The organism is Thalassospira sp. SM2505 (assembly GCF_054901115.1).
Genome location: NZ_CM142731.1, coordinates 3,209,581 through 3,228,948 on the forward strand (window position 1 = coordinate 3,209,581; position 19,368 = coordinate 3,228,948).

The window sequence follows — 19,368 nt, forward strand, 5'->3', positions numbered from 1 at the left end:
AAAATCTCAAAAGTTTCATGGGTTTTGCTGGGTTTTCGCGCAAAGAATCCTTAGAATGCCATCGCGGATCAAACTTGGCATGGTCCGTGCAACAGACACCGTGCGAAGCATTACGCTTTCCGAGTTCTACGCAACTCTCGCAAAAAGCAGAGGGCGCTTAATGAAAAAGATCGAAGCCATCATCAAGCCATTCAAGCTTGACGAGGTAAAAGAGGCCCTTCAAGAGATCGGCCTCAAAGGGATTACCGTTACCGAAGCCAAAGGTTTCGGACGTCAGAAAGGCCACACGGAGCTGTATCGCGGCGCCGAGTATGTTGTGGACTTTTTGCCGAAGGTAAAGCTGGAAATCGTCGTTGAGGACACGCTGGTTGAGCGTGCGATTGAGGCAATCCAGCAAGCCGCTCATACCGGCCGTATCGGCGACGGTAAAATTTTCGTTTCCTCACTTGAGGACGCGATCCGTATTCGTACCGGTGAACGGGGCAACGACGCGATCTGATCGGTCTTGCCTGTCATTGAACACCGTACGGTAACTAATTATGAGTTTTAAAGGGTTGCATCATGTCTGACGCTGCTTCTGTACTTAATCTGATCAAAGAAAAAGGCATCCAGTTTGTTGATCTGCGCTTTACCGATTCCAAAGGTAAATGGCAGCATACCGCGCAGGATATCTGCACGATCGACGAGGACGTCTTTGTTGACGGCATCATGTTCGACGGTTCGTCGATCGCCGGCTGGAAAGAAATCAACGAATCCGACATGATCCTTATGCCGGATCCGTCGACCGCCGTTGTTGATCCGTTCACCGCACAGCCGACCCTGATCATCGTTTGTGACGTTATCGAACCGGCCACCGGCCAGGGTTACGAGCGTTGCCCGCGTTCGACCGCGAAACGCGCACTGGCATACATGAAATCCGCTGGTATCGGCGACACCGCATATTTCGGTGCAGAGCCGGAATTCTTCATGTTTGACGACGTTCGCTGGACCACCGCTGGCGAAGGCATGGGCTATCAGCTCGATTCCGAAGAAGGTCCGTACAACACCGGCACCGAATTCGAAGGCGGCAACCGCGGCCACCGTCCGGGTCCGAAGGGCGGCTACTTCCCGGTACAGCCGGTTGACTCGGCAAACGACATTCGTGCCGAAATGGTCAACTACATCAACGAAATGGGCGTGCGTTGCGAAAAGCACCACCACGAAGTTGCTCCGTCGCAGCACGAACTGGGTATCGCTTTTGGCACCCTGATCGAACATGCCGACGCTGTTCAGATCTACAAATACTGCATCCACATGGTTGCACACCAGTATGGCAAAACCGCAACCTTCATGCCGAAGCCGGTCTTCGGTGACAACGGTTCGGGCATGCATACCCACCAGTCGATCTGGCACGAAGGCAAACCGCTGTTCGCTGGTAACGGCTATGCGGATCTTTCTGAAACCGCTCTGTACTACATTGGCGGTATCATCAAGCACGCCAAGGCACTGAACGCTTTCACCAACCCGACGACCAACTCCTACAAGCGTCTGGTCCCGGGCTTCGAAGCTCCGGTTCTGCTGGCTTACTCTGCACGTAACCGTTCTGCATCCTGCCGTATCCCGTACACCGCGTCCCCGAAAGGCAAACGCGTCGAGATCCGCTTCCCGGATGCCCTTGCCAACCCGTATCTCGCATTCTCTGCAATGCTGATGGCTGGCCTTGACGGTATCGAGAACAAGATCCATCCGGGCGAAGCAATGGACAAGAACCTCTATGACCTTCCGCCGGAAGAGCTCAAAGAAGTTCCGACCGTTTGCCGCTCGCTGCACGAAGCTCTCGACAACCTCGACGCAGACCGCGACTTCCTGAAAAAAGGCGACGTTATGACCGACGATCTGATCGACGCATACATCGCCCTGAAAATGGAAGAAGTCATCCGCTTCGAACAGTCGCCGCATCCGGTCGAATTCGACATGTACTACAGCGGCTAATTCCTTTCACCGAAAGGAAGACGCATTCGGAAACGCCCGGCCTTCTGGCCGGGCGTTTTCTTTTTTGGGTTTAAACAGTTTGATTACCCTTGTTAGACTAGGCTCTCCCTACCCAAACGAGCGGGAAGAAAACAAATCCAATGCCCGGAAACAGCTCAACCAACAGTTTCTCAGCAAAGCGAAACCGGCAAAAAGCTGACAAGCTTGCCCGCGCAGCCGAAACAGCCCTTTCGTCTGGCAACATTGCGAGTGCACTTGGCTCTGCCCAGCAGGCGCTTGGAGTTGTTCCGGACCATGCGCCTGCCCTGTTCGTGATGGCGCGGATTAATCGCGCGACTGATAACCTCCCGGAAGCTGCGCGGTTGCTGCAAACCGCCTGCAACAGTCAGGATGCTATTGTCGGCTATTTCCATGAGCTGGCTGGCGTGCTTGGCGCTTTGGGGAAATTTGATCTGGTCCAGCAGATCCTGTTTGCAGCCTTGCGTCGCTTTCCAACCGACGGACCAACCTATCGCGAACTTGGCGTCATTCTTGTGCAAAGGGAATATGACAGTCAGGGGGTCGCGATACTTAGAAAGGCTGTTCAGTTTAACAAGAATGACTGGGCCAGCTTTCATAATCTTGGCTCGGCACTCATCAAAACAGGGCGGGACGAGGAAGCACTTGAATACTTGGAGCAGGCCGCCAAAATCGCCGCAGATGACCCCGGATGTCTGGAACGCACATTAATTTCAATAGGCGAAGCAAAACGCCATTTGGGGGACCTGAAAGGTGCTGCTGATTTTTTCCGCAAGGTGCTTGAGGTCAACCCGAATTCCGGACGGGCCTGGCATGACCTTTCTGACGTCATCACGTTCACGCCCGATGACGAGGCAGATATCAGCACAATGAACAGCATCCTGTCGCAAAAGACGAAGACACTGGCGAAAGTGGACAGGGAAATGATCGGCTTTGCCCTGGGCAAGGCCTATATGGACTTTGGCGATCCAAAGCAGGCCATTGCACATCTTGATCAAGCCAATGCCCTGCGACGTTCCGACTTTGCCTATGACCCGATCAAGAAATCCGGATATGATTCAAAGACCACCTGCGATCGTGTTAACGCGATTGCCGATTTCTTCCCGGCCGCGCTGTTTGAAAACCTTCCCGAGGAAACTGGCAATGTGCCACACCATGCCTTTATTGTCGGCATGCCGCGTTCGGGAAGTACATTGACCGAACAAATTCTGACGAGCCATCCCGCAGCTCTGCCGACCGGCGAATTGCGCAGCTTTCCAAAGTTCAAGGACCGGCTGTTCGGCCCCCTGTTCCCGAGCCAACCGGAAGACCATGCAAAACTGGCATCCGGGGAACTTCTGAACCAGTTGCATACGGCCTATCGCGATGACGTTCTTGGCACTTACCCGCCTGCGCCCAACACAAAGGTGGTAATCGACAAGATGCTCGGAAACTTTTCCTGGGCCGGTTTGATCTTGCTTTCAATTCCTGGGGCCAAGATTATCCATTGTCGACGCAATCCGGTTGATACATGCCTGTCATGCTATTCCAAGCGATTTGCCAACTTGCAGGTCTATACCTGCAATCAAACAGAGCTTGGCGAGTTTTATCGGGCCTATGAAGACCTGATGGCTCATTGGCGTAAAGTCCTCCCCAAGGACCGCTTCATTGAGATCAACTATGAAGACCTAGTTTCAGACCCCGAGCCGCAATCCCGTCGCTTGATCGAATTTCTGGGCTTACCATGGGACGAAACTGTTCTCGATTTCCAGAATGCAAAACGGTCGGTTCGTACTGCCAGTGCGACGCAGGTACGTCAGAACCTTTATCAAACCAGTGTTGAACGCTGGAAACCGTATGCGCCTTATATTCAGCCATTATTGCATGCACTTGGCATCGAGCATCAGGACCGAGAGATTTGATGAATTCCACCTCAGACCTGTCACCCGATAACGTTCTGAAACGGGCGCAAACATTGTGGGAGAAGGGTAAACACAAGCAAGCCCATGACATCTGCGCGCAATCCTTGCGCAGCAATCCCGGCCACGGGCCGCTACTGTACTTTTTTGCAGGTGTACTGGAAGCCATGGGCAACGAGTTCGGCGCGCTAAAGCATCTGGAGTTTGCCTGCAAGGCACCTGATCCGCAAAACCGATACTTCCTTGATCTGGCAAAACTCCTGATCAAACGGAACATGAATCTGGAAGCCCAGAATGTTCTTAATATCGCGATGAAACGCGATCCAGCTGATACCGAGATACAGGCACAACTTGCAAGTATCTTGATACTCAATGGCTTTTTTGATCAAGGAACAAGGCTTTTCAGTCATGCTCTGTCACAATCGCCGTCCGACTGGAAAAAATGGAACCTGTTTGCCTATTCGGTTGCCAATTCGAAACGCCCTGCGCAGGCATTGGAGCTTTATGACCGGGCACTTGAAACTGCATCGGACACTAGCAAAGTCACCTTGGTGCCATCCCCGCATGATTTGGCCAATATCCTTGTCAACAAGGCAGACCACCTCAAAACCATCGGGGATAAAAAGGGCTGCGAGGCCACTATTCGTGCAGCCATTGGTTATTCCCGATATTTCACGCGTGCATGGTTGGAACTGGCATCACTCAAGGCCTTCGAGGATGACGATTTTGCTACCGTTGAAAAGATGATCCGGTCTGAAAAATCAAAGCTGTCAAAGACCGATCTCCAACATCTGCATTACGCACTTGGCCTGGCCTATATGACACGTGGCGATGGCAAGACCGCCATGGATCATTATTTCACCGCCAACCGGTATCAACGCGAACAGATTGACTATAACGAGGAAAGCACACTTGGTTTCCTCAAAAAACTGCCAGATTTCTTTACGCCCGAAAGTATCGCGCGTAACACCCTGCGCGAAACCGGGGACGAGCAGCAATTCATCTTCATCGTCGGTATGCCGCGCAGCGGATCGAGCCTGCTTGAACAGATTTTGGACAGCCACACGGATGCCTTCGGGGTTGGTGAAATCCGGACACTTCCCAATCTGTTGAAACGCGCCTATGGCGATGCCTTTCCATCTCTGCCAGCCCATGAAAAGCTTCTGGCCGATCCCAAACGCCTTGCGATGTTTGCCAAGGCCTATCGCGATGAAGTTCTTCGTATGTTGCCTCCCGAAGCGATACGCGATGGCAAGCCCCCGCGCTATATCGTCGACAAGATGCTCGGGAACTTTGTTTCTGTCGGGTTGATCGCGATGGCTTTTCCCAATTCAAAGATCATCCATTCGCGGCGCGATCCGCTTGATACCGGTTTTTCGTGCTTTACCCATTTCTTTGGTGACGGTCACAAATATCTTTGTGACCTTCGCGAGATCGGGCATTTCTATCTCGCCTATCGTGATCTGATGACACACTGGGAAAAGACACTGCGCCCCGATCAATTGATTACGATCGACTATGAAAAGGTCATCGCCGACCTTGATCACGAAGCCCGCCGTCTGATCAATTTCCTTGATCTTGAATGGCAGGATGCGTGCCTGCGATTCTATGACAACAAACGCGAAGTGCGCACCCATAGCGCCCTTGAAGTGCGCCAACCGGTTTATCAAAGCAGTGTTGAACGATGGCGCCCGTACCAAAAGGAACTTGCTCCCCTAATCGAGGCGCTTGGTATAAAGCCTGACTGATTCTTCAGGAAATTGCTTTCCTTTAGGCCGGATTTTCCTTCGTAGCGGCCCGCAATGACCGAACATGCGGGCGCGTATCAGTCGTCCTGATGAAGTTCGGGTTCCAGATGAGGTGTGTAAAGGCAATATTGCGCCTTGCCTGCTGATTTGGCCTGATACATTGCCTTGTCAGCGCGTCTGAGCTGCTCGCTCATATCGCAATTACCACCATCAAAGACCGAGACCCCGATGGAGGCCGAAACACCGCAATCTTCGCCTTTCCAGAGGAAGGGCTGGCTAAGCTCCCTGAGGATTGCATCGGCGATCTCACCCATTTCCCTGGCACCGCCCTTGTTGATGAACAGCATGGTGAATTCGTCGCCGCCAAGACGGGCGACTTCCTCGGCCCGGCGCCCTGCACGCTTCAGCCTTTTTGACGTTTCGGTCAGCAGCCAGTCCCCTGCCGCATGCCCCTTGGTATCATTGAGATTCTTGAACCCGTCCAGATCAAGAATGAAGATCGAGGCCGGCGTATTGGTCCCGCGCAGAACCGTTTCGCACTGATCAAGTTTTTGCATGAAACGCGCCCGGTTGGCCAATCCGGTCAGCTCATCATTATTGGCCTTGTTTTGCAGCTCGCGGGCGGCGTGCTTTTGTTTGGTGATGTCACTCGTCCACCACAACACGGTGTCTTCACCCTCGAACGACAGCGGTTCCAGCGAAGTCTTGAGCCATTTCGCTTCGGCCATGTTCGGGCGGCGCAGCCTGATTTCAACATCATGAAGCTCGCCGATCATATCCATATCTTGAAGAGACTGCTTGCGATAGCGTTCCGACAACAAAATGGAATCCGTTGGTTCCTTTTCGTCCTTGATGTCGAGCATCTTGGCAAATGTGCTGTTAAAGAACCGGAAGACACCTGTTTCGCGGCTGGAAATCCCCACTCCTACAGGCGCACTTTCCAGAAGCCCTGTCAGGCGCTGCGCAGCTTCGGCAACTTCGGCCTGGGCCTTTTTCAGACTTGTGACGTCAACAAGCGATCCGATGGTGCCTGCAATACTGCCGCTTGGTCCCTTGAGGCTCGAGACGGCAAACAGGGCTGATCGTTCCTCGTCATCAAGGACAAAGCTGATCTCGTCGCGCACCTGTCCTTCAGCAATCAGAAGCGGCTTTTCATGGGCGGAAATCGTTTTGGCAAGACTGTCCGGGGCGATTTCGATCAGCTTCTTGCCAATCACATCCCCGACCGCATGGCCGAAAAGTTCGGCAAACACAGCGTTGCAGCGCGTGATCACACCATCAAGATTTTTCAGATAGACCGGTATCGGCAGCACGTCGATCAGATGCTGGATAAAAATCTTGTGGTCGGCCAGCGCACGGGCAAGTTCCTGTGCCTTGCCACTATCTCGCAGAACCAGCGCGATGGTCTCGCCAGGCCCGACATCGCAATGCCAGGAAAACAGGGTCTTTTCAAGTCGAACACCGGGCAAATCCGCCCGCGTCCCCGATGAAATGGCCCCAAGCGCCTGACGCACAGCGCCAACCGGATCCCCGTCAGAAAACTCGCCATTCTTTGCAAGATAGGCCAGAAACTGTTTGATCTCGGTCCCGGTGCGTAAAACCGTCCTGGCCGCGGCAAACTGCTTTTCTGCAGCCGGATTGACATGAACGATTTTCAGATCGTTCTTATCTAGAAAGACAAGGCTATCACGCGACAACGCCGCGGTCGCCACAACATCTACACTGACAGACAATACACCCCGCGCACCGCTTTGCAGTGCACTCCCTTGGCTATGTTATCATTGATGTCCCAAATCAGACCTGATTGACCGGTCTTGTTTTATATGAGCAACAGCAATTACATATCCTTGAGGATAAGTCATGATTTTTCTCACATGACCGGCGATTGAAAATCCCCTCCCCCCAGGTGTTTATGTGTGTTACTTCGCCGGTACCGGCAAATCGATATAACCACGATCAATGCAATGTTCGAGTTCGCGCGCCGCAGCAAGCATTTCCTGATAGGTTTCACGCAAATGTTTGAGCTTTGCCAGTTCTTCTTCGGTCGGGTGTCGTTCGGTACGATCCGCACTTAGCTTGAACGCGTATTTCAGGTAGTCGGCACGCAAGCGGGCAACCGTAATCATCAGCGGCACGGCATTTTCAACCGACATATCCGGGATCGCCGGGCTGATGATTTCATGGTTAATCTCGCGCAGGACGTGCTCCATGCCCATCATGAAACGGCTTTTGCTGCGGTTTTGATCCTGTGTCATGCCCTTTACTCCTACACCATAAGGGACTGAATTCTTACGATAGTATCACGCGGGAAAGTAAAAACACCTATAACAGTTTGCTACCCGAAATGCCCATGCGACAAATTCACAAGTTGCCCGGAAACATGATCGCAACTTGCAGGCAGGCGTCAACCGCGCTAGAGGATGAGGCAATGATTTTTCAAACACAGGAATTCGATCATGGAAGCACGCGTCAAGTGGCTTGAAAACCTTACTTTCACGGGCACCAGCGGCACCGGACACGGGGTTGTCATGGATGGCAACAAGGACACCGGCTTTGGCCCAAGTCCGATGGAAATGCTGCTTTTGGGGCTTGGCGGCTGTTCATCGATCGACGTGGTTCACATTCTGCAAAAAGGCCGCGAGAACGTTCAGGATGTTGAGACAGAGGTCAAGGCAGAACGCGCGGAAACCGATCCCAAGGTCTTCACCAAAATTCACCTGCATTTCAAGGTAAAGGGCGAAAACCTTAATGAAACCAAGGTTGGTCGGGCGGTCGAACTTTCGGCCGAGAAATATTGCTCGGCCTCGATCATGCTCTCAAAGGCTGCCGAAGTAACCCATAGCTGGGAAGTGATCGAATAAACTGGCAGCCCGCAGGCTTTGGCCGGTCATGATGTATGCTTGAAAAAGCGGTCTGGCGACAGACCGCTTTTTTGTTGCTCGCACCACGGGACCACACGCGCTAACATCACGCGCAAAACGATATCGAATACAATCCCTTGCACCAACCAATATGGAGCCTCCCCATGGTCACACGACGGACAATCCGTACCGGACTGACTTCTTTTGTACTGGGCGCCCTGTTGGCAATCGGTGCCTGTTCGGAATCGGATGCGCAGCATGCACCATCGGGCAATGCGATAAGCGCTCCGGTCAGGGGAACCTCGTTTGACGCCTATGTGCAATCAACACGCACACAGCTTTACGATATTCTGTCCAAAGGGCGTTATGCATCGGAAACCAAACCATTTGGTGATTATGACATTGATCAGGTCGTCGATATGCGAAGCCCCTATAGTGTCGCACCGGATCAAGCTGCATGTGATGCGGCGGGAGGTAATCTTGTTCATGGCGAGAAGGTTGGTTTTCTTGCCGTTCACGGCCTTACCGACAGCCCCTACTGGCTGAGCGACGTTCGCGATCAGCTTCGCATGCGGTTCCCTTGCGCAACATTTAATGGCGTGCTGTTGCCCGGACATGGAACAACCCCGGGCGATCTGATTGATGTCAGCTATCAGGACTGGCTTGATACCGTACGATTTGGCATCGACGCCTTCGGGGATGATATCGAACATATCATTCCGATTGGCTATTCGATGGGGGCAGCCCTGATCGGGCGCGACATTTCCGCCCGTGGCACGGATGCACGCATCAGTGCCATGATCATGCTGTCTCCCGGTCTTGAGGCCAAAAGCGAGATGGCCTGGCTCACCCCCTATGTGCGCTATTTCAAGGATTGGGTCGGTCAGGATCCCGAAAGCGATCCGGCCAAATATGGCTCCATGGCGATGAATGCAGCAGCAGAGTTTCATCTGGTTACCGAACCCTATCGGGATGGTTCGTTGCCCACATCAACGACCCCGGTCTTTATCGCCATCAGCTCCGATGATCAGACAGTCAATCCATTGGCCGCTGTGGATTATTTCTGCAGCAAGGTGAATTCCGGCATCAAAAAAATGATCTGGTATCAGGGCGAGATCAACGAGCTTTCCGGACATCCGAGATGCGATAATATCGACATTATCAGTTCGTCAAATGACGACATGCGCACCATCAATCACGCCCATACCGCGATAACCATGAGCCCGGATAACCCTGTCTATGGCCTCAACGGCACCATTCGCGATTGCGGTCATTATGATGATCCCGCAGAACATGAAGCCTGCGAAACAGGCAGCGACACCGTCTATGGCGAACGCAATCTGCTGCAATCTGCAACCGCTGGCACATTGCGACGCGGGACGTTCAATCCGGATTTCCCCAACATGATCGAAATGATGGCGGCTTTTATTGTTGCATCGCTTGGTGGCGGTCAAACCCCCGCTGCACAATAAAGTCGCCTTTGATAACAGTTTGATCCGGAACAGCCGACCCATGCCTTTTACCATAGATCGCTTTACTGCACCTGACGGGGTCACGCTCAGAGCCGGTATTACACCGCCATGTGCGTCCAAGGGATATGTTCTTATTCTTCAGGGACGTGGCGAGTTCATTGAACGCTATGGCGAAACTGCCCGCGATCTGGCCAAACGCGGATATGGCACCGTAACCTTTGATTTTCGCGGCCACGGCGGATCTACGCGTGAGGCACCTGATATTGCGATGGGCTATGTTCGCGATATCACGCATTACAAAGCCGACACCCGCCACGTTCTGGACCATATCAGGGAACAGCACGGTATTGTCTGTGACGGTTTGCTGACCCACTCAACCGGCGGGCTGGTGGCAATGTCCATGATGCTGGATCAACCCGATCTTTGGAAAAGTGTCGTCATGGTTGCCCCGTTTTTTGGCCTGGGTGGGCCACGGTGGTTTTCAATTGCCGCACAGATCCTGTCGGGCGAGATGTGCCGATACGGTTTTGACAAACAGTATCTTCCGGGACAACGCGGATATAGCCCGATTGCCGATTTCGATCCTGAAAACATTCTGACATCCGATCCGCATCGTCACGAAAGCAGCCGCAACATCCTTGAAGCTGCTCCCGACCTTGTGGTTGGCGGCACCTCGGCCGGGTGGCTTGATGCGTGTTTTCGCGCCCAGACAGATATCGCTCTGCGCCTTGAACAAACCGATATCGGCCAGCACTTGCCGCCCATTACCATGGTGCTTGCCGGAAATGATCAGGTGGTTTCAAACAAGGTGACCGAAGATCTTTTTGGAAAAAACCCGAATGTAACCATTCGTGAAATTCCCGAAGCACGTCATGAAATCCTGCAGGAAAGAGACATCTTTCGCGATCAGTTCTGGGCGTTCTTCGATGCCCATATGGCGCGTTTTCCCGGCTAGTTCGTTGCTGTATTCCGCGTCTCAGGTGTTCGCGGGCACAGGATTACGCACAGCCTGCCCCTCAAACCGTGACTTGCGGAATGCACTGGGGGAAACGTTGCGGTGACGACGGAATTGACGATTGAAGTGTGACAGATTCTGAAAACCGGATTCCTCTGCCACCTGATAGACCGGCATGTCAGAAGACAGCAAAAGGCTTGCCGCCCGCCCAAGGCGTAACCCCATCAGGTAATCCTGAATGTTCGATCCCATATGGCGCTGGAAAAAACGGCGCAAGGTGCGTTCGCTCATTCCGGCGTGACGGGCAATCTCGGCACTGCTGAGTGCATCGAAATAGCTGCCATGAAGCAGATCAAGCACCCTGCCCAACCGGCTGGCATCATCATGATCGGGGATGGCTGTATCAAAACGATCTGACGCAAGTGGCGTAAGTTTCGTGGCATCAAGCAGCGTTCTGAGCACCTCGATCAAAAGCAGCAACCGGTCAGCTGGCGCGCCTTTGTCAAAGGCCCGGGCAAATGCCGCGACCTTGCGCGCAGTTGCTGCGTCAAACTGCACGCCACGCTTGGACAGACCAAGAACCTTTTCCAGCCCGGCGAGTTCCGGCATGGTCTTGCAGACACTATTGATCCAGTCGGCGGTAAACCAGAATACGAACGCCTGATGGCCCTTTGCCCGTCCCTTGACCTGAAGTGCTTCTTCATGGGCGCGTAATCCGCCGTGACTGACCGATGGCGGAGCCGCATTTGATGAATGCCAGGTATGAGGCAAATTGGGGCCCAAGAGCACCAGATCATCATCCCCATAATCGCCGATATGGTCGCCAACATAACGCTGCCCCGAACTGCCAAGTGTCAGGGTCAATTCATATTCCGGGTGAAAGTGCCATTCAAACGGGATCGCCAGTAGATTACGATAAAGGCCTTTCCACGACCGGTCTGGCGCGATCTGGACATGTTCAAACAGAAGTTTCATCAGACCGGCACCACGTCTTTACGGAACAAATTATCTAACAATCTGGCCGAATAGTATCATTCTTTGTCCGTCCTGTCAGTGTGCAGGACACGGTCTTCCTGCTTTAATTTTAACAGATCAAATCAGAAAGACGGAGGAACCTGATGTCCATGCTCGCAACGCCAAGCGCAACGATGACGCCCAACAGCGACCGCCCGGGAAATGCATCCACCAGGGAAGTCAGCGGCACGCAATTGCGCGACCTTGAAAAGAAACTGCCGCTTCGTGTGTTGTCCGAAGACGACTTTGCCCACTGGCAGACTTATGGCTATGTCGTTGTCCCCAATGCTGTTCCTGCAAAACAGGTCCGCGCTACGGTCGATCTTTTGTGGGAGTTCCAGGAAATGGATCCCGATGATCCGGAAAGCTGGAATCGCCCGCAAATGCGCGACAATGCAATGAAGGAACTCAACAATTCCGGCATGGTCGAGATTTATAATCACCAGACACTTTGGGATAACCGCCAGACCCAACGTGTTTATGATGCGTTTGTCGATATCTGGGATCGCACCGACCTTTGGGTTTCGATTGACCGCGCCAATCTGAACACCCCGAACAAGGGTTCACGCACGTTTGACGGTTTCATTCACTGGGATGCAGACACCAGTGCCAACCCGCTGCCAATCAATGTGCAGGGCGTACTGTCACTTGTTGATACCACCGATGACATGGGCGGCTTCCAGTGTGTCCCGGACCTTTTCGCCAATTTCGAAGAATGGCGCAAATCCGCACCGGCCGATCGTGATCCGTTCCGCCCGGACATGGACACGATCCCCTATCAGCCCAAACGCATCGCCATGAAGGCCGGTGATCTGGTGATTTTCAACAGCTTGCTGGCGCACGGCATTCGCGCCAACCGGTCTGATCAGGCCCGCATTGCGCAATATATCTCAATGGCACCTGCGACCCCCGAAGAACAGGACCTTGTGGACTGGCGTGTTAAAAGCTGGTCCGAGCGCCTTCCAGCCCGCGGCTATGCATTCCCCGGAGATCCGCGCAACTGGGAACAGACCCGCTATGAACGCGCCGAACTGACATCGCTTGGCGAGAAAATTCTGGGTAAGACGCCTTGGTAAAACGCGACACCTGAAAACATCAAGATCGCCCGTTGATCACAGCGGGCGATCTTTTCTTTTTGATTAGGCATACCAACTACAAACTACAGCTTTGCGAGCAATTTCGCCTTGGTGGCATCATCGACAAAAGCAGCCTCAATTGCCGTACGGGTCACGCCGAGCAATTCGGCATCACTAAAACCGAACACATCCTTGGCGCGCTGATATTCTTCGGCCAGACTGGTATGGAAGAAGGGCGGATCATCAGACCCGAGTGTGACCTTCACACCACAATCATGGAACTTGCGCAGCGGATGAGACGCATAATCGGGATAAACCGACAATGAAATGTTCGATCCCGGGCAAACTTCCAGAACGATGCCGCGCTTTGCCAGTGTTTCGACAAGTTTCGGATCCTCGATCGAACGGACCCCGTGTCCGATACGGGTCACAGGAAGCTTGTCAATCGCGTCCCAGACACTTTGCGGACCTTGTACCTCGCCCGCATGGGTGGTGCAGCCCAGCCCCGCATCCGCCGCGATTTTGAAGGCCGGATAGAATGTCTCCTGCGAGAACATGCTTTCATTCCCGCCCATGCCAAATCCGACAATATAGGGATGCCCGCAATCTGCGGTTTCCCTGGCGACCTTGACCGCGATATCGCCGCCGACATGCCGAACACAGGTCATGATGATCCGGCCAATGATGCCGGTTTCTTTCTCGGCACGGTCAATGCCGTCAACCACCGCTTCAAGATGTTCATCATATGACAAACCGCATTCAGCCGCATGGGTCGGCGAGCAAAACAGCTCGACATAAAGTGCTCCAACCTTGGCCTGTTCGGTCAGATAGAAACAGGTCAGATCCGAATAATCCTGCTTGGTGCGGATTGCAGCACTGGCCTTGTCAAAGCTTTTGAGAAATTCCGGGAAGTCACCCCAAATATAACGATCCTGCGCATCATAAATGTCATCGGGCAGGGTCAGGTTATTGCGCTTGGCAAAGGTTCGCACCAGTGCCGGGGTCAGCGCACCTTCAAGATGAAGATGAAGCTCGGCCTTTGGAATGGACAGGGTCATGGGGTGCTCCGGTTTTGTCGGTATCTTTTTTATATCAGAATACCTTCTACCCCGAAGCCCCCGTCAGGTCACGCGGCAACCGCTTTGCGCGATGATTTCCGGGCTGTATTGACCTTTGCATCTTCCCCCGCATCGGCAAGCTTGGCCAACGCACCGATATAGGGTTCAAACCGCTGCCATTTGCCCAGCGAGTCCTTGAAGATCGGGCGACGGACCTGGATCATGCTTGCCGTCGCGGCTGTCCGGTCTGTCTTATAGAATTCAAGACATCCAGGATGCCAATCCAGACCACAATGGGCAAGGCAGTCCTTGGCAACAGCAACCGGGTCTGTCACCAGATCCTCATAGGACAGATCATAAAGCATGCCGGTGCGATCTGTTTCAAAGAACACATTCATCAGATCAACATAGGCACGATAGTAATCGGCAAGTTCACCAAGATCGTCCGAGTAGCGCATCGGGATGGCGAATGGCGTCGTATAGATCGACAGACAGGTTGCCAAGGGATGACGATGGGTATGAATAATCGGTGCATCGGGGAAAATGCGCCGGATCATCTCCGTACGCAAAAAGTTGGCTGGCGTCTTGTTTGTCACAAAAGCCTTGTCTGGTGCATAAACTCTTAATGCATCAAGATATTGCTTTCTGATTTTTCGGGCGGCCTTGTCATCGATGCGTGACAACTGCTGGGAAATTGAACCGGTTCCAACTGTTTCGATAACAGCCTTGGCAAAGTCGCCGATTTCGCCCGCCGCATATACATCGGGATGAGCCCCCAGAATACGCTCAGTCAGGGTTGTTCCCGAACGGGGCATGCCAAGGACAAAGATCGGTTTGGGCCCCTTGGCATCAAGCGCAGCAATATCTGCGATACTTATATCATCAGTGGCCCCCTGATGAGCCAGCTCTGCCAATGCCTCCATTTCGCGCAATTCGCGATCCATATCAAACGGACGTGCAGCGCGATTGGCGGCATGGCCCTTGCTGTAATAGTCAAAGGCCTTTTGCATATCGCCACCAGTCTCGGCAATCTTGGCCAAAGCATAAGCTGCCCCGTATTTTTCGGCACCACCAGACGTCGGATCATCAAGGATCGCATCAAGCCGAGCCGTCGCATCAGAAGGCATCGCTTGCGGGCGGACGAACGAGATAATCACATAGGGTTGCGCGCAATATCCCGGCCGTTTCGCAAGGACAGACAGACTTCTTGCGACAGCCTGTTCAACCTTGCCGGCCATCGCATAGCTCGACGCCAGAAAAATCTGCAAATCCAGATTCTCGGGGGCACGATCGACCGCTTTTTCAAGCAGTTCGAAAGCCTGGTCATGGCGTTCCTGATGCAAGTGAATGCGTGCCAGCAACTTCTGGGCTTCATCAAAATAATGGCTGTGCCCGGAAATTGATTTCAGCACTTCAACAGCGCGATCAAATTTCGGCGCGATACATTTTCCCGGACTTGTAGAAACTTCTCCCCGGAAAATCACATCCCCCAGCATAAAGGCCAGAAAATTGTCTTGCGGCGCAGCACGGAGGCGCTGCTCAATAAGCGACTCGAATGAACAGAAGTCATTTACAATATACGAATATTGCAAAAGATTCTGCGCAATAGCCCCAAACAGTTTGTGATCTGTCGGGACAGTTCGGAACAGCTTGCGCAAACGCGCACCAGCGGCAGCAGGATTTGAACCTTGCAACTCGCTAACAGCGGTCATTATCTGGATGTCAGTCCGTTTGGGATGGCTCCGTAAAATGCGGACGCCAATCCTGGCAGCCTCGTCAAATTCGGCTGCAGACATTGCATTTTTCAGATCCCTGGCAACATCGTTTTGTAGCTGCGTCATTAGTTTGTCCCTGGATGCGTATCTGAGTTACACGCCCCCTCCCCAAGCACAAACCGACTATAGTTCATTTATAAATGCCGCACAGCACAAATAGCCGCTCTCATGTCGAAAATCACGGAAATGTGACAACATGGCAACAGTAGATACATTTTCTACCTTTAGTTGCTCCGGAAAGCGGAGCCACAGCAGAACGCCTTGCAAAACCGGGTTAAAAATCAAGGTTGCTGAAAGTTGGTCCTGCTCTTTGACCGAAACAAAAGTTCCCGGGATGCGAGGACCGCACCCGCAACAATCAGGATGCAACCCGCAATCACAACCGGCGTTGCCAGCGCCTTGCCAAAGATGATCAGGAAGCAAGTGCTCAGCAACGGTGCGCCATAGGATGCAACACCAAGTATCTGGATATCACCATGCTTGGTGCCGTAATCCCAGACAAAGAATGCCGCACCCACCGGACCAAGACCGAGACCAAGGATCGCCATCCACTGGGAAAAATCCGGTGAGACCCAGACTTCTGTCATGCCATGGGTGACAAAGCCAAGCACCGCTGCCCCGGCACAAAATCCGCAGACCGCGTTAACAGGAACGTCACGATAACGCCGGTTCAAAACCGAATAACCCGACCACAGGAATGAACAGACCATCGCCGCACCATAACCCAGCGCAAAAGCCGGATCGAAATATAGCCCCTGCCCCTTGCTGACCAGCAAAACCGCACCCGAAAGTCCCAGGAGGCCACCGGCAACATGATGCCAGCGCAGCTTTTCCCCCGGAAGGAGTGCTGAGAACAAAACGATGAAAAGCGGCCAGAGATAGGCAATCAGGCTGGCTTCAACAGCCGGCGCATTTGCCAGTGCCACAAAATAGAAAAAGTGATAGCCAAACAGCCCCGCCACACCAAGCATCCAAGCCCCGACGGGCTGTCGCAATGCCCTGAAAACGCTGCCACCACGCAGGGTAATCCAGATACAGCTCAGGATACTGGCGATCGAAAAGCACAGACTGACGAGCTGAAAGGGCGGGATTGCGGCAACCACAGTGGTAAATAACGCAAGCAACGACCACAAAAGGACGGCCAGAACACCGATTAATGTTGCCGTTCGTTTTTCAGTTCCGTTTGTCATTGTCATCGTCCGGATTTCGTTCAGGGCGAACCGGAAGATGCAGGGAATTTTCAAATCCGTCTTTGCCCAAACTCCGAATTTCGGGCTTCATACACTGTAAAATGACCAAACGCCGGGGAAATCAGGCATCGGCAGCATTGGGGTTCTGACTGCGCACCAGAACCGGTGCACAGCCAAACCGCCGGGAAAACGCACGGGAAAACGCACTTTGATCCTGATATCCGACGGAATTGGCAATGCCGCCAATCGACAGATCAATATCAGCGTCGCGCAGCATCGCCCACGCTGTCTGCAACCGTTGCTCCGCGAGCCAGCGCATCGGACTGGCCCCGAAATACCGCTGAAATGCAACGAAAAGGCTGCTTTCCGACTGTGCGGCAATCCGCGCCATATCTGAGATCGATATATTGTCACCCAAACGCGTTTCAGCCCAGGCGGCCACGCGGACAAGACGTGCCGGAACACCATCCAGTGCCGAATAACTGCCGCCCGGCGCCTGTCGGCTATGAGACAATATCTGACGCAGACGAACGACAATATCGTTCCCCGCATCATTGGCCGCATTCAATGACCTGCCTGACAAACCGATTACATCGCAGTCCTGATAACCGTTTAACAAGCCAAGCAGCCCGGACTGATGTCCGGCAAGAACTTCAAGATATGCCGATGCGTGCGCAGTTTTCTGCCAAAGTGCCTCAATCCCGGTTCGACGGGCCAGATCAATATCGACGTCAAGTACAAGAAAACGGTTCAGCCCCTCGGCCCGGAATGCATGGGTCCGGCCAGCTTCGACAAATGCCATCTGACGGCCACAGACTTCACCGCCACGCCCCTCGATCTCAAGCTCAAGCCGCCCGAGATCAGAGATAATGATCTGGTGGAAGTCACTGTGGCTGTGGCTTTCGGCTTGCGCCCGATATTGCCGCAGACTGTATTGCATTACTTTCTCTGATCCCGGGATCGCTATATGACCGGTACTTGGCCGCCCTTCAAACCTGACAAAACAATATCAAGCCAAGAGACGTCAAGCAGCATTAATCGCCTGCCCGTCAGCAGGTTACCCCATCAAATCCCGTCTGAAACTTTCCTGGTCTGCGTGCCGTTTATTGCGACATGACAACCTATAGCCTTGATAATTATATTTATTATATGGACAAACTTTTCGGCCCCCGGTCCCGTATGCTATAAAACACAACATTCAAATGTACGACAAAACGGCAAGTGACGATGTCGTAAGGCGAAAACAACCGGGGAGGATGTGATGACCTATTGCGAAAAGTGTGACTCCATACCCGAAATTGCCCCCCAAACCGGAACGCTGTTTTTGTGGCCGCCTGTTGCCCACACGACGGGAAAAATACTGGCCGGGGCAAAGTCGATCAGTCTGGATGTCGAAAAGTCACCGTCGGTCGCAACACTTTCCATCAAATATAGCCGCCCCGGCCTGCGCGCACTGATTGATGCAATTGCAAAAGACCTCCTGCCCGAGGAGCTTGTTGATACCAAGGCATTGATCATGCCCGAAAACCGGACCCCGGAGATTGACGATATTGCGCGTCTGACCAGCCTCAATGCCATTCGTGCTGCAATCGGGGCCGAATGGCTTGGCGATCTGTTGCGCGACAATCGGCTTAATTCCGTGTTTCAGCCGATTTTCCCGATCAATAACTTCAACGTTCCTTTTGCGCATGAATGTCTTATTCGCGGCGCAGCACCGGATGGAACGGTGATTAATCCGGGTCAGTTGTTTGATGCAGCACAATCAGCAACCTTGCTGTTTCAACTTGACCGCGCCGCGCGCGCAGCCAATGTGCGAAATGCCACCAAAGCCGGGATCAACGGCAACCTGTTCATCAACTTCACGCCAAGCTCGATCTATGATCCGGATTCCTGCCTGCGTTCAACAATCGAGGTTGTCGAGGAATGCGAACTTGATCGCAAAAACGTCGTTTTTGAAGTTATTGAAACGGAAAAGGTCCGCAGCACAGCGCATCTGAGCGCCATCCTTGAATCCTATCGCAGTTCGGGGTTCCGGGTCGCACTTGACGATGTTGGCTCGGGGTATTCAACGCTTAATTTGCTGCCAGAATTACGCCCGGATATCATCAAGATTGATCGTGAGCTGGTCGACCATGTCGATCACGACAATTACAAACAGGCCATCGTCAGCAAACTGATCGCGCTTGCAAAGCAGCTTGAAATTGAAGTGATCGCCGAGGGGATCGAACGTCAGGAAGAACTCGATTTCCTGATCGAACATGATGTCGACTATGTTCAGGGTTTCCTGCTTGGCCGTCCGGCAAACGGTCCTTTTGTCGCAAACCCTGCGTGA

The 19,368-nt window shown here is 53.1% G+C and carries 16 protein-coding genes; 9 read left to right on the forward strand and 7 right to left on the reverse strand.

Translation table 11 applies throughout. From position 1 onward, the window contains the following. The first annotated feature begins 160 nt into the window (after window positions 1–160). From ACTU44_RS15100 to ACTU44_RS15115, 4 genes are all read left to right on the forward strand, one after another. A complete protein-coding gene (locus ACTU44_RS15100; RefSeq protein WP_007091888.1) occupies window positions 161–499 on the forward strand; it encodes a P-II family nitrogen regulator in 339 nt (112 codons plus the stop codon). Between the two features lie 62 nt (window positions 500–561). Then, window positions 562–1,971, forward strand: coding sequence for a type I glutamate--ammonia ligase (gene glnA / locus ACTU44_RS15105; RefSeq protein WP_336082828.1), 1,410 nt, complete (start codon window positions 562–564; stop codon window positions 1,969–1,971). Window positions 1,972–2,111: 140 nt separating this feature from the next. Further along, a complete protein-coding gene (locus ACTU44_RS15110) occupies window positions 2,112–3,890 on the forward strand; it encodes a tetratricopeptide repeat-containing sulfotransferase family protein (protein WP_462095814.1) in 1,779 nt (592 codons plus the stop codon). After that, the gene (locus ACTU44_RS15115; RefSeq protein WP_462095815.1) at window positions 3,890–5,635 is read left to right on the forward strand and encodes a tetratricopeptide repeat-containing sulfotransferase family protein; all 1,746 of its coding nucleotides are present in this window, start codon (window positions 3,890–3,892) and stop codon (window positions 5,633–5,635) included. Before ACTU44_RS15110 ends, ACTU44_RS15115 begins: the two co-directional genes overlap by 1 nt. Before the next feature lie 77 nt (window positions 5,636–5,712). On the opposite strand, the gene ACTU44_RS15120 is transcribed toward ACTU44_RS15115, so the two are convergent. Together ACTU44_RS15120 and ACTU44_RS15125 are read right to left on the reverse strand one after the other, a co-directional pair. Beyond that, window positions 5,713–7,368, reverse strand: a complete 1,656-nt coding sequence (locus ACTU44_RS15120; RefSeq protein ID WP_462095816.1) for a diguanylate cyclase domain-containing protein — start codon at window positions 7,366–7,368, stop codon at window positions 5,713–5,715. A 186-nt stretch (window positions 7,369–7,554) separates the two neighbouring features. Further along, on the reverse strand, window positions 7,555–7,890 hold the full coding sequence (locus ACTU44_RS15125) for a hypothetical protein (RefSeq protein WP_114100058.1): 336 nt from the start codon (window positions 7,888–7,890) through the stop codon (window positions 7,555–7,557). Window positions 7,891–8,091: 201 nt separating this feature from the next. On the opposite strand from ACTU44_RS15125, the gene ACTU44_RS15130 reads away from it, so the two are divergent. The 3 genes from ACTU44_RS15130 to ACTU44_RS15140 all read left to right on the forward strand — a co-directional run bounded on the left by ACTU44_RS15130 (window position 8,092) and on the right by ACTU44_RS15140 (window position 10,923). Continuing rightward, window positions 8,092–8,496 carry an OsmC family protein gene (locus ACTU44_RS15130; RefSeq protein WP_114100057.1) on the forward strand — a complete coding sequence of 135 codons (405 nt, stop codon included), beginning with the start codon at window positions 8,092–8,094 and terminating at the stop codon, window positions 8,494–8,496. Between the two features lie 164 nt (window positions 8,497–8,660). Further along, window positions 8,661–9,968, forward strand: coding sequence for an alpha/beta hydrolase (locus ACTU44_RS15135; RefSeq protein ID WP_462095817.1), 1,308 nt, complete (start codon window positions 8,661–8,663; stop codon window positions 9,966–9,968). 40 nt (window positions 9,969–10,008) lie between these two features. Then, window positions 10,009–10,923: an alpha/beta fold hydrolase gene (locus ACTU44_RS15140; RefSeq protein ID WP_462095818.1), complete on the forward strand. Its 915-nt coding sequence runs from the start codon at window positions 10,009–10,011 to the stop codon at window positions 10,921–10,923. Between the two features lie 21 nt (window positions 10,924–10,944). Here the strand turns inward: ACTU44_RS15140 and ACTU44_RS15145 are convergent, their stop codons facing one another. Then, complete coding sequence (locus ACTU44_RS15145) at window positions 10,945–11,898, reverse strand: helix-turn-helix domain-containing protein (RefSeq protein WP_462095819.1); 954 nt, start codon at window positions 11,896–11,898, stop codon at window positions 10,945–10,947. A gap of 143 nt (window positions 11,899–12,041) precedes the next feature. Between ACTU44_RS15145 and ACTU44_RS15150 the strand changes: the two genes are divergently transcribed. Further along, a complete protein-coding gene (locus ACTU44_RS15150; RefSeq protein ID WP_114100053.1) occupies window positions 12,042–13,013 on the forward strand; it encodes a phytanoyl-CoA dioxygenase family protein in 972 nt (323 codons plus the stop codon). An 83-nt stretch (window positions 13,014–13,096) separates the two neighbouring features. Here ACTU44_RS15150 and ACTU44_RS15155 read toward each other — a convergent pair whose 3' ends face one another. The 4 genes from ACTU44_RS15155 to ACTU44_RS15170 all read right to left on the reverse strand — a co-directional run bounded on the left by ACTU44_RS15155 (window position 13,097) and on the right by ACTU44_RS15170 (window position 17,976). Further along, window positions 13,097–14,071, reverse strand: coding sequence for an adenosine deaminase (locus ACTU44_RS15155; RefSeq protein ID WP_462095820.1), 975 nt, complete (start codon window positions 14,069–14,071; stop codon window positions 13,097–13,099). Window positions 14,072–14,139: 68 nt separating this feature from the next. Then, the gene (locus tag ACTU44_RS15160; RefSeq protein WP_462095821.1) at window positions 14,140–15,912 is read right to left on the reverse strand and encodes a tetratricopeptide repeat-containing sulfotransferase family protein; all 1,773 of its coding nucleotides are present in this window, start codon (window positions 15,910–15,912) and stop codon (window positions 14,140–14,142) included. 215 nt (window positions 15,913–16,127) lie between these two features. After that, window positions 16,128–17,036 (reverse strand): aromatic amino acid exporter YddG, encoded by a 909-nt coding sequence (yddG, locus tag ACTU44_RS15165; protein WP_462095822.1) that lies wholly within the window; start codon window positions 17,034–17,036, stop codon window positions 16,128–16,130. A 121-nt stretch (window positions 17,037–17,157) separates the two neighbouring features. Beyond that, window positions 17,158–17,976 (reverse strand): helix-turn-helix domain-containing protein, encoded by an 819-nt coding sequence (locus ACTU44_RS15170; RefSeq protein ID WP_462095823.1) that lies wholly within the window; start codon window positions 17,974–17,976, stop codon window positions 17,158–17,160. A gap of 321 nt (window positions 17,977–18,297) precedes the next feature. Here ACTU44_RS15170 and ACTU44_RS15175 point away from each other — a divergent pair, with 321 nt between their 5' ends. Then, entirely contained in the window at window positions 18,298–19,368 is a 1,071-nt protein-coding gene (locus ACTU44_RS15175; RefSeq protein ID WP_114100048.1) for an EAL domain-containing protein, read from the forward strand.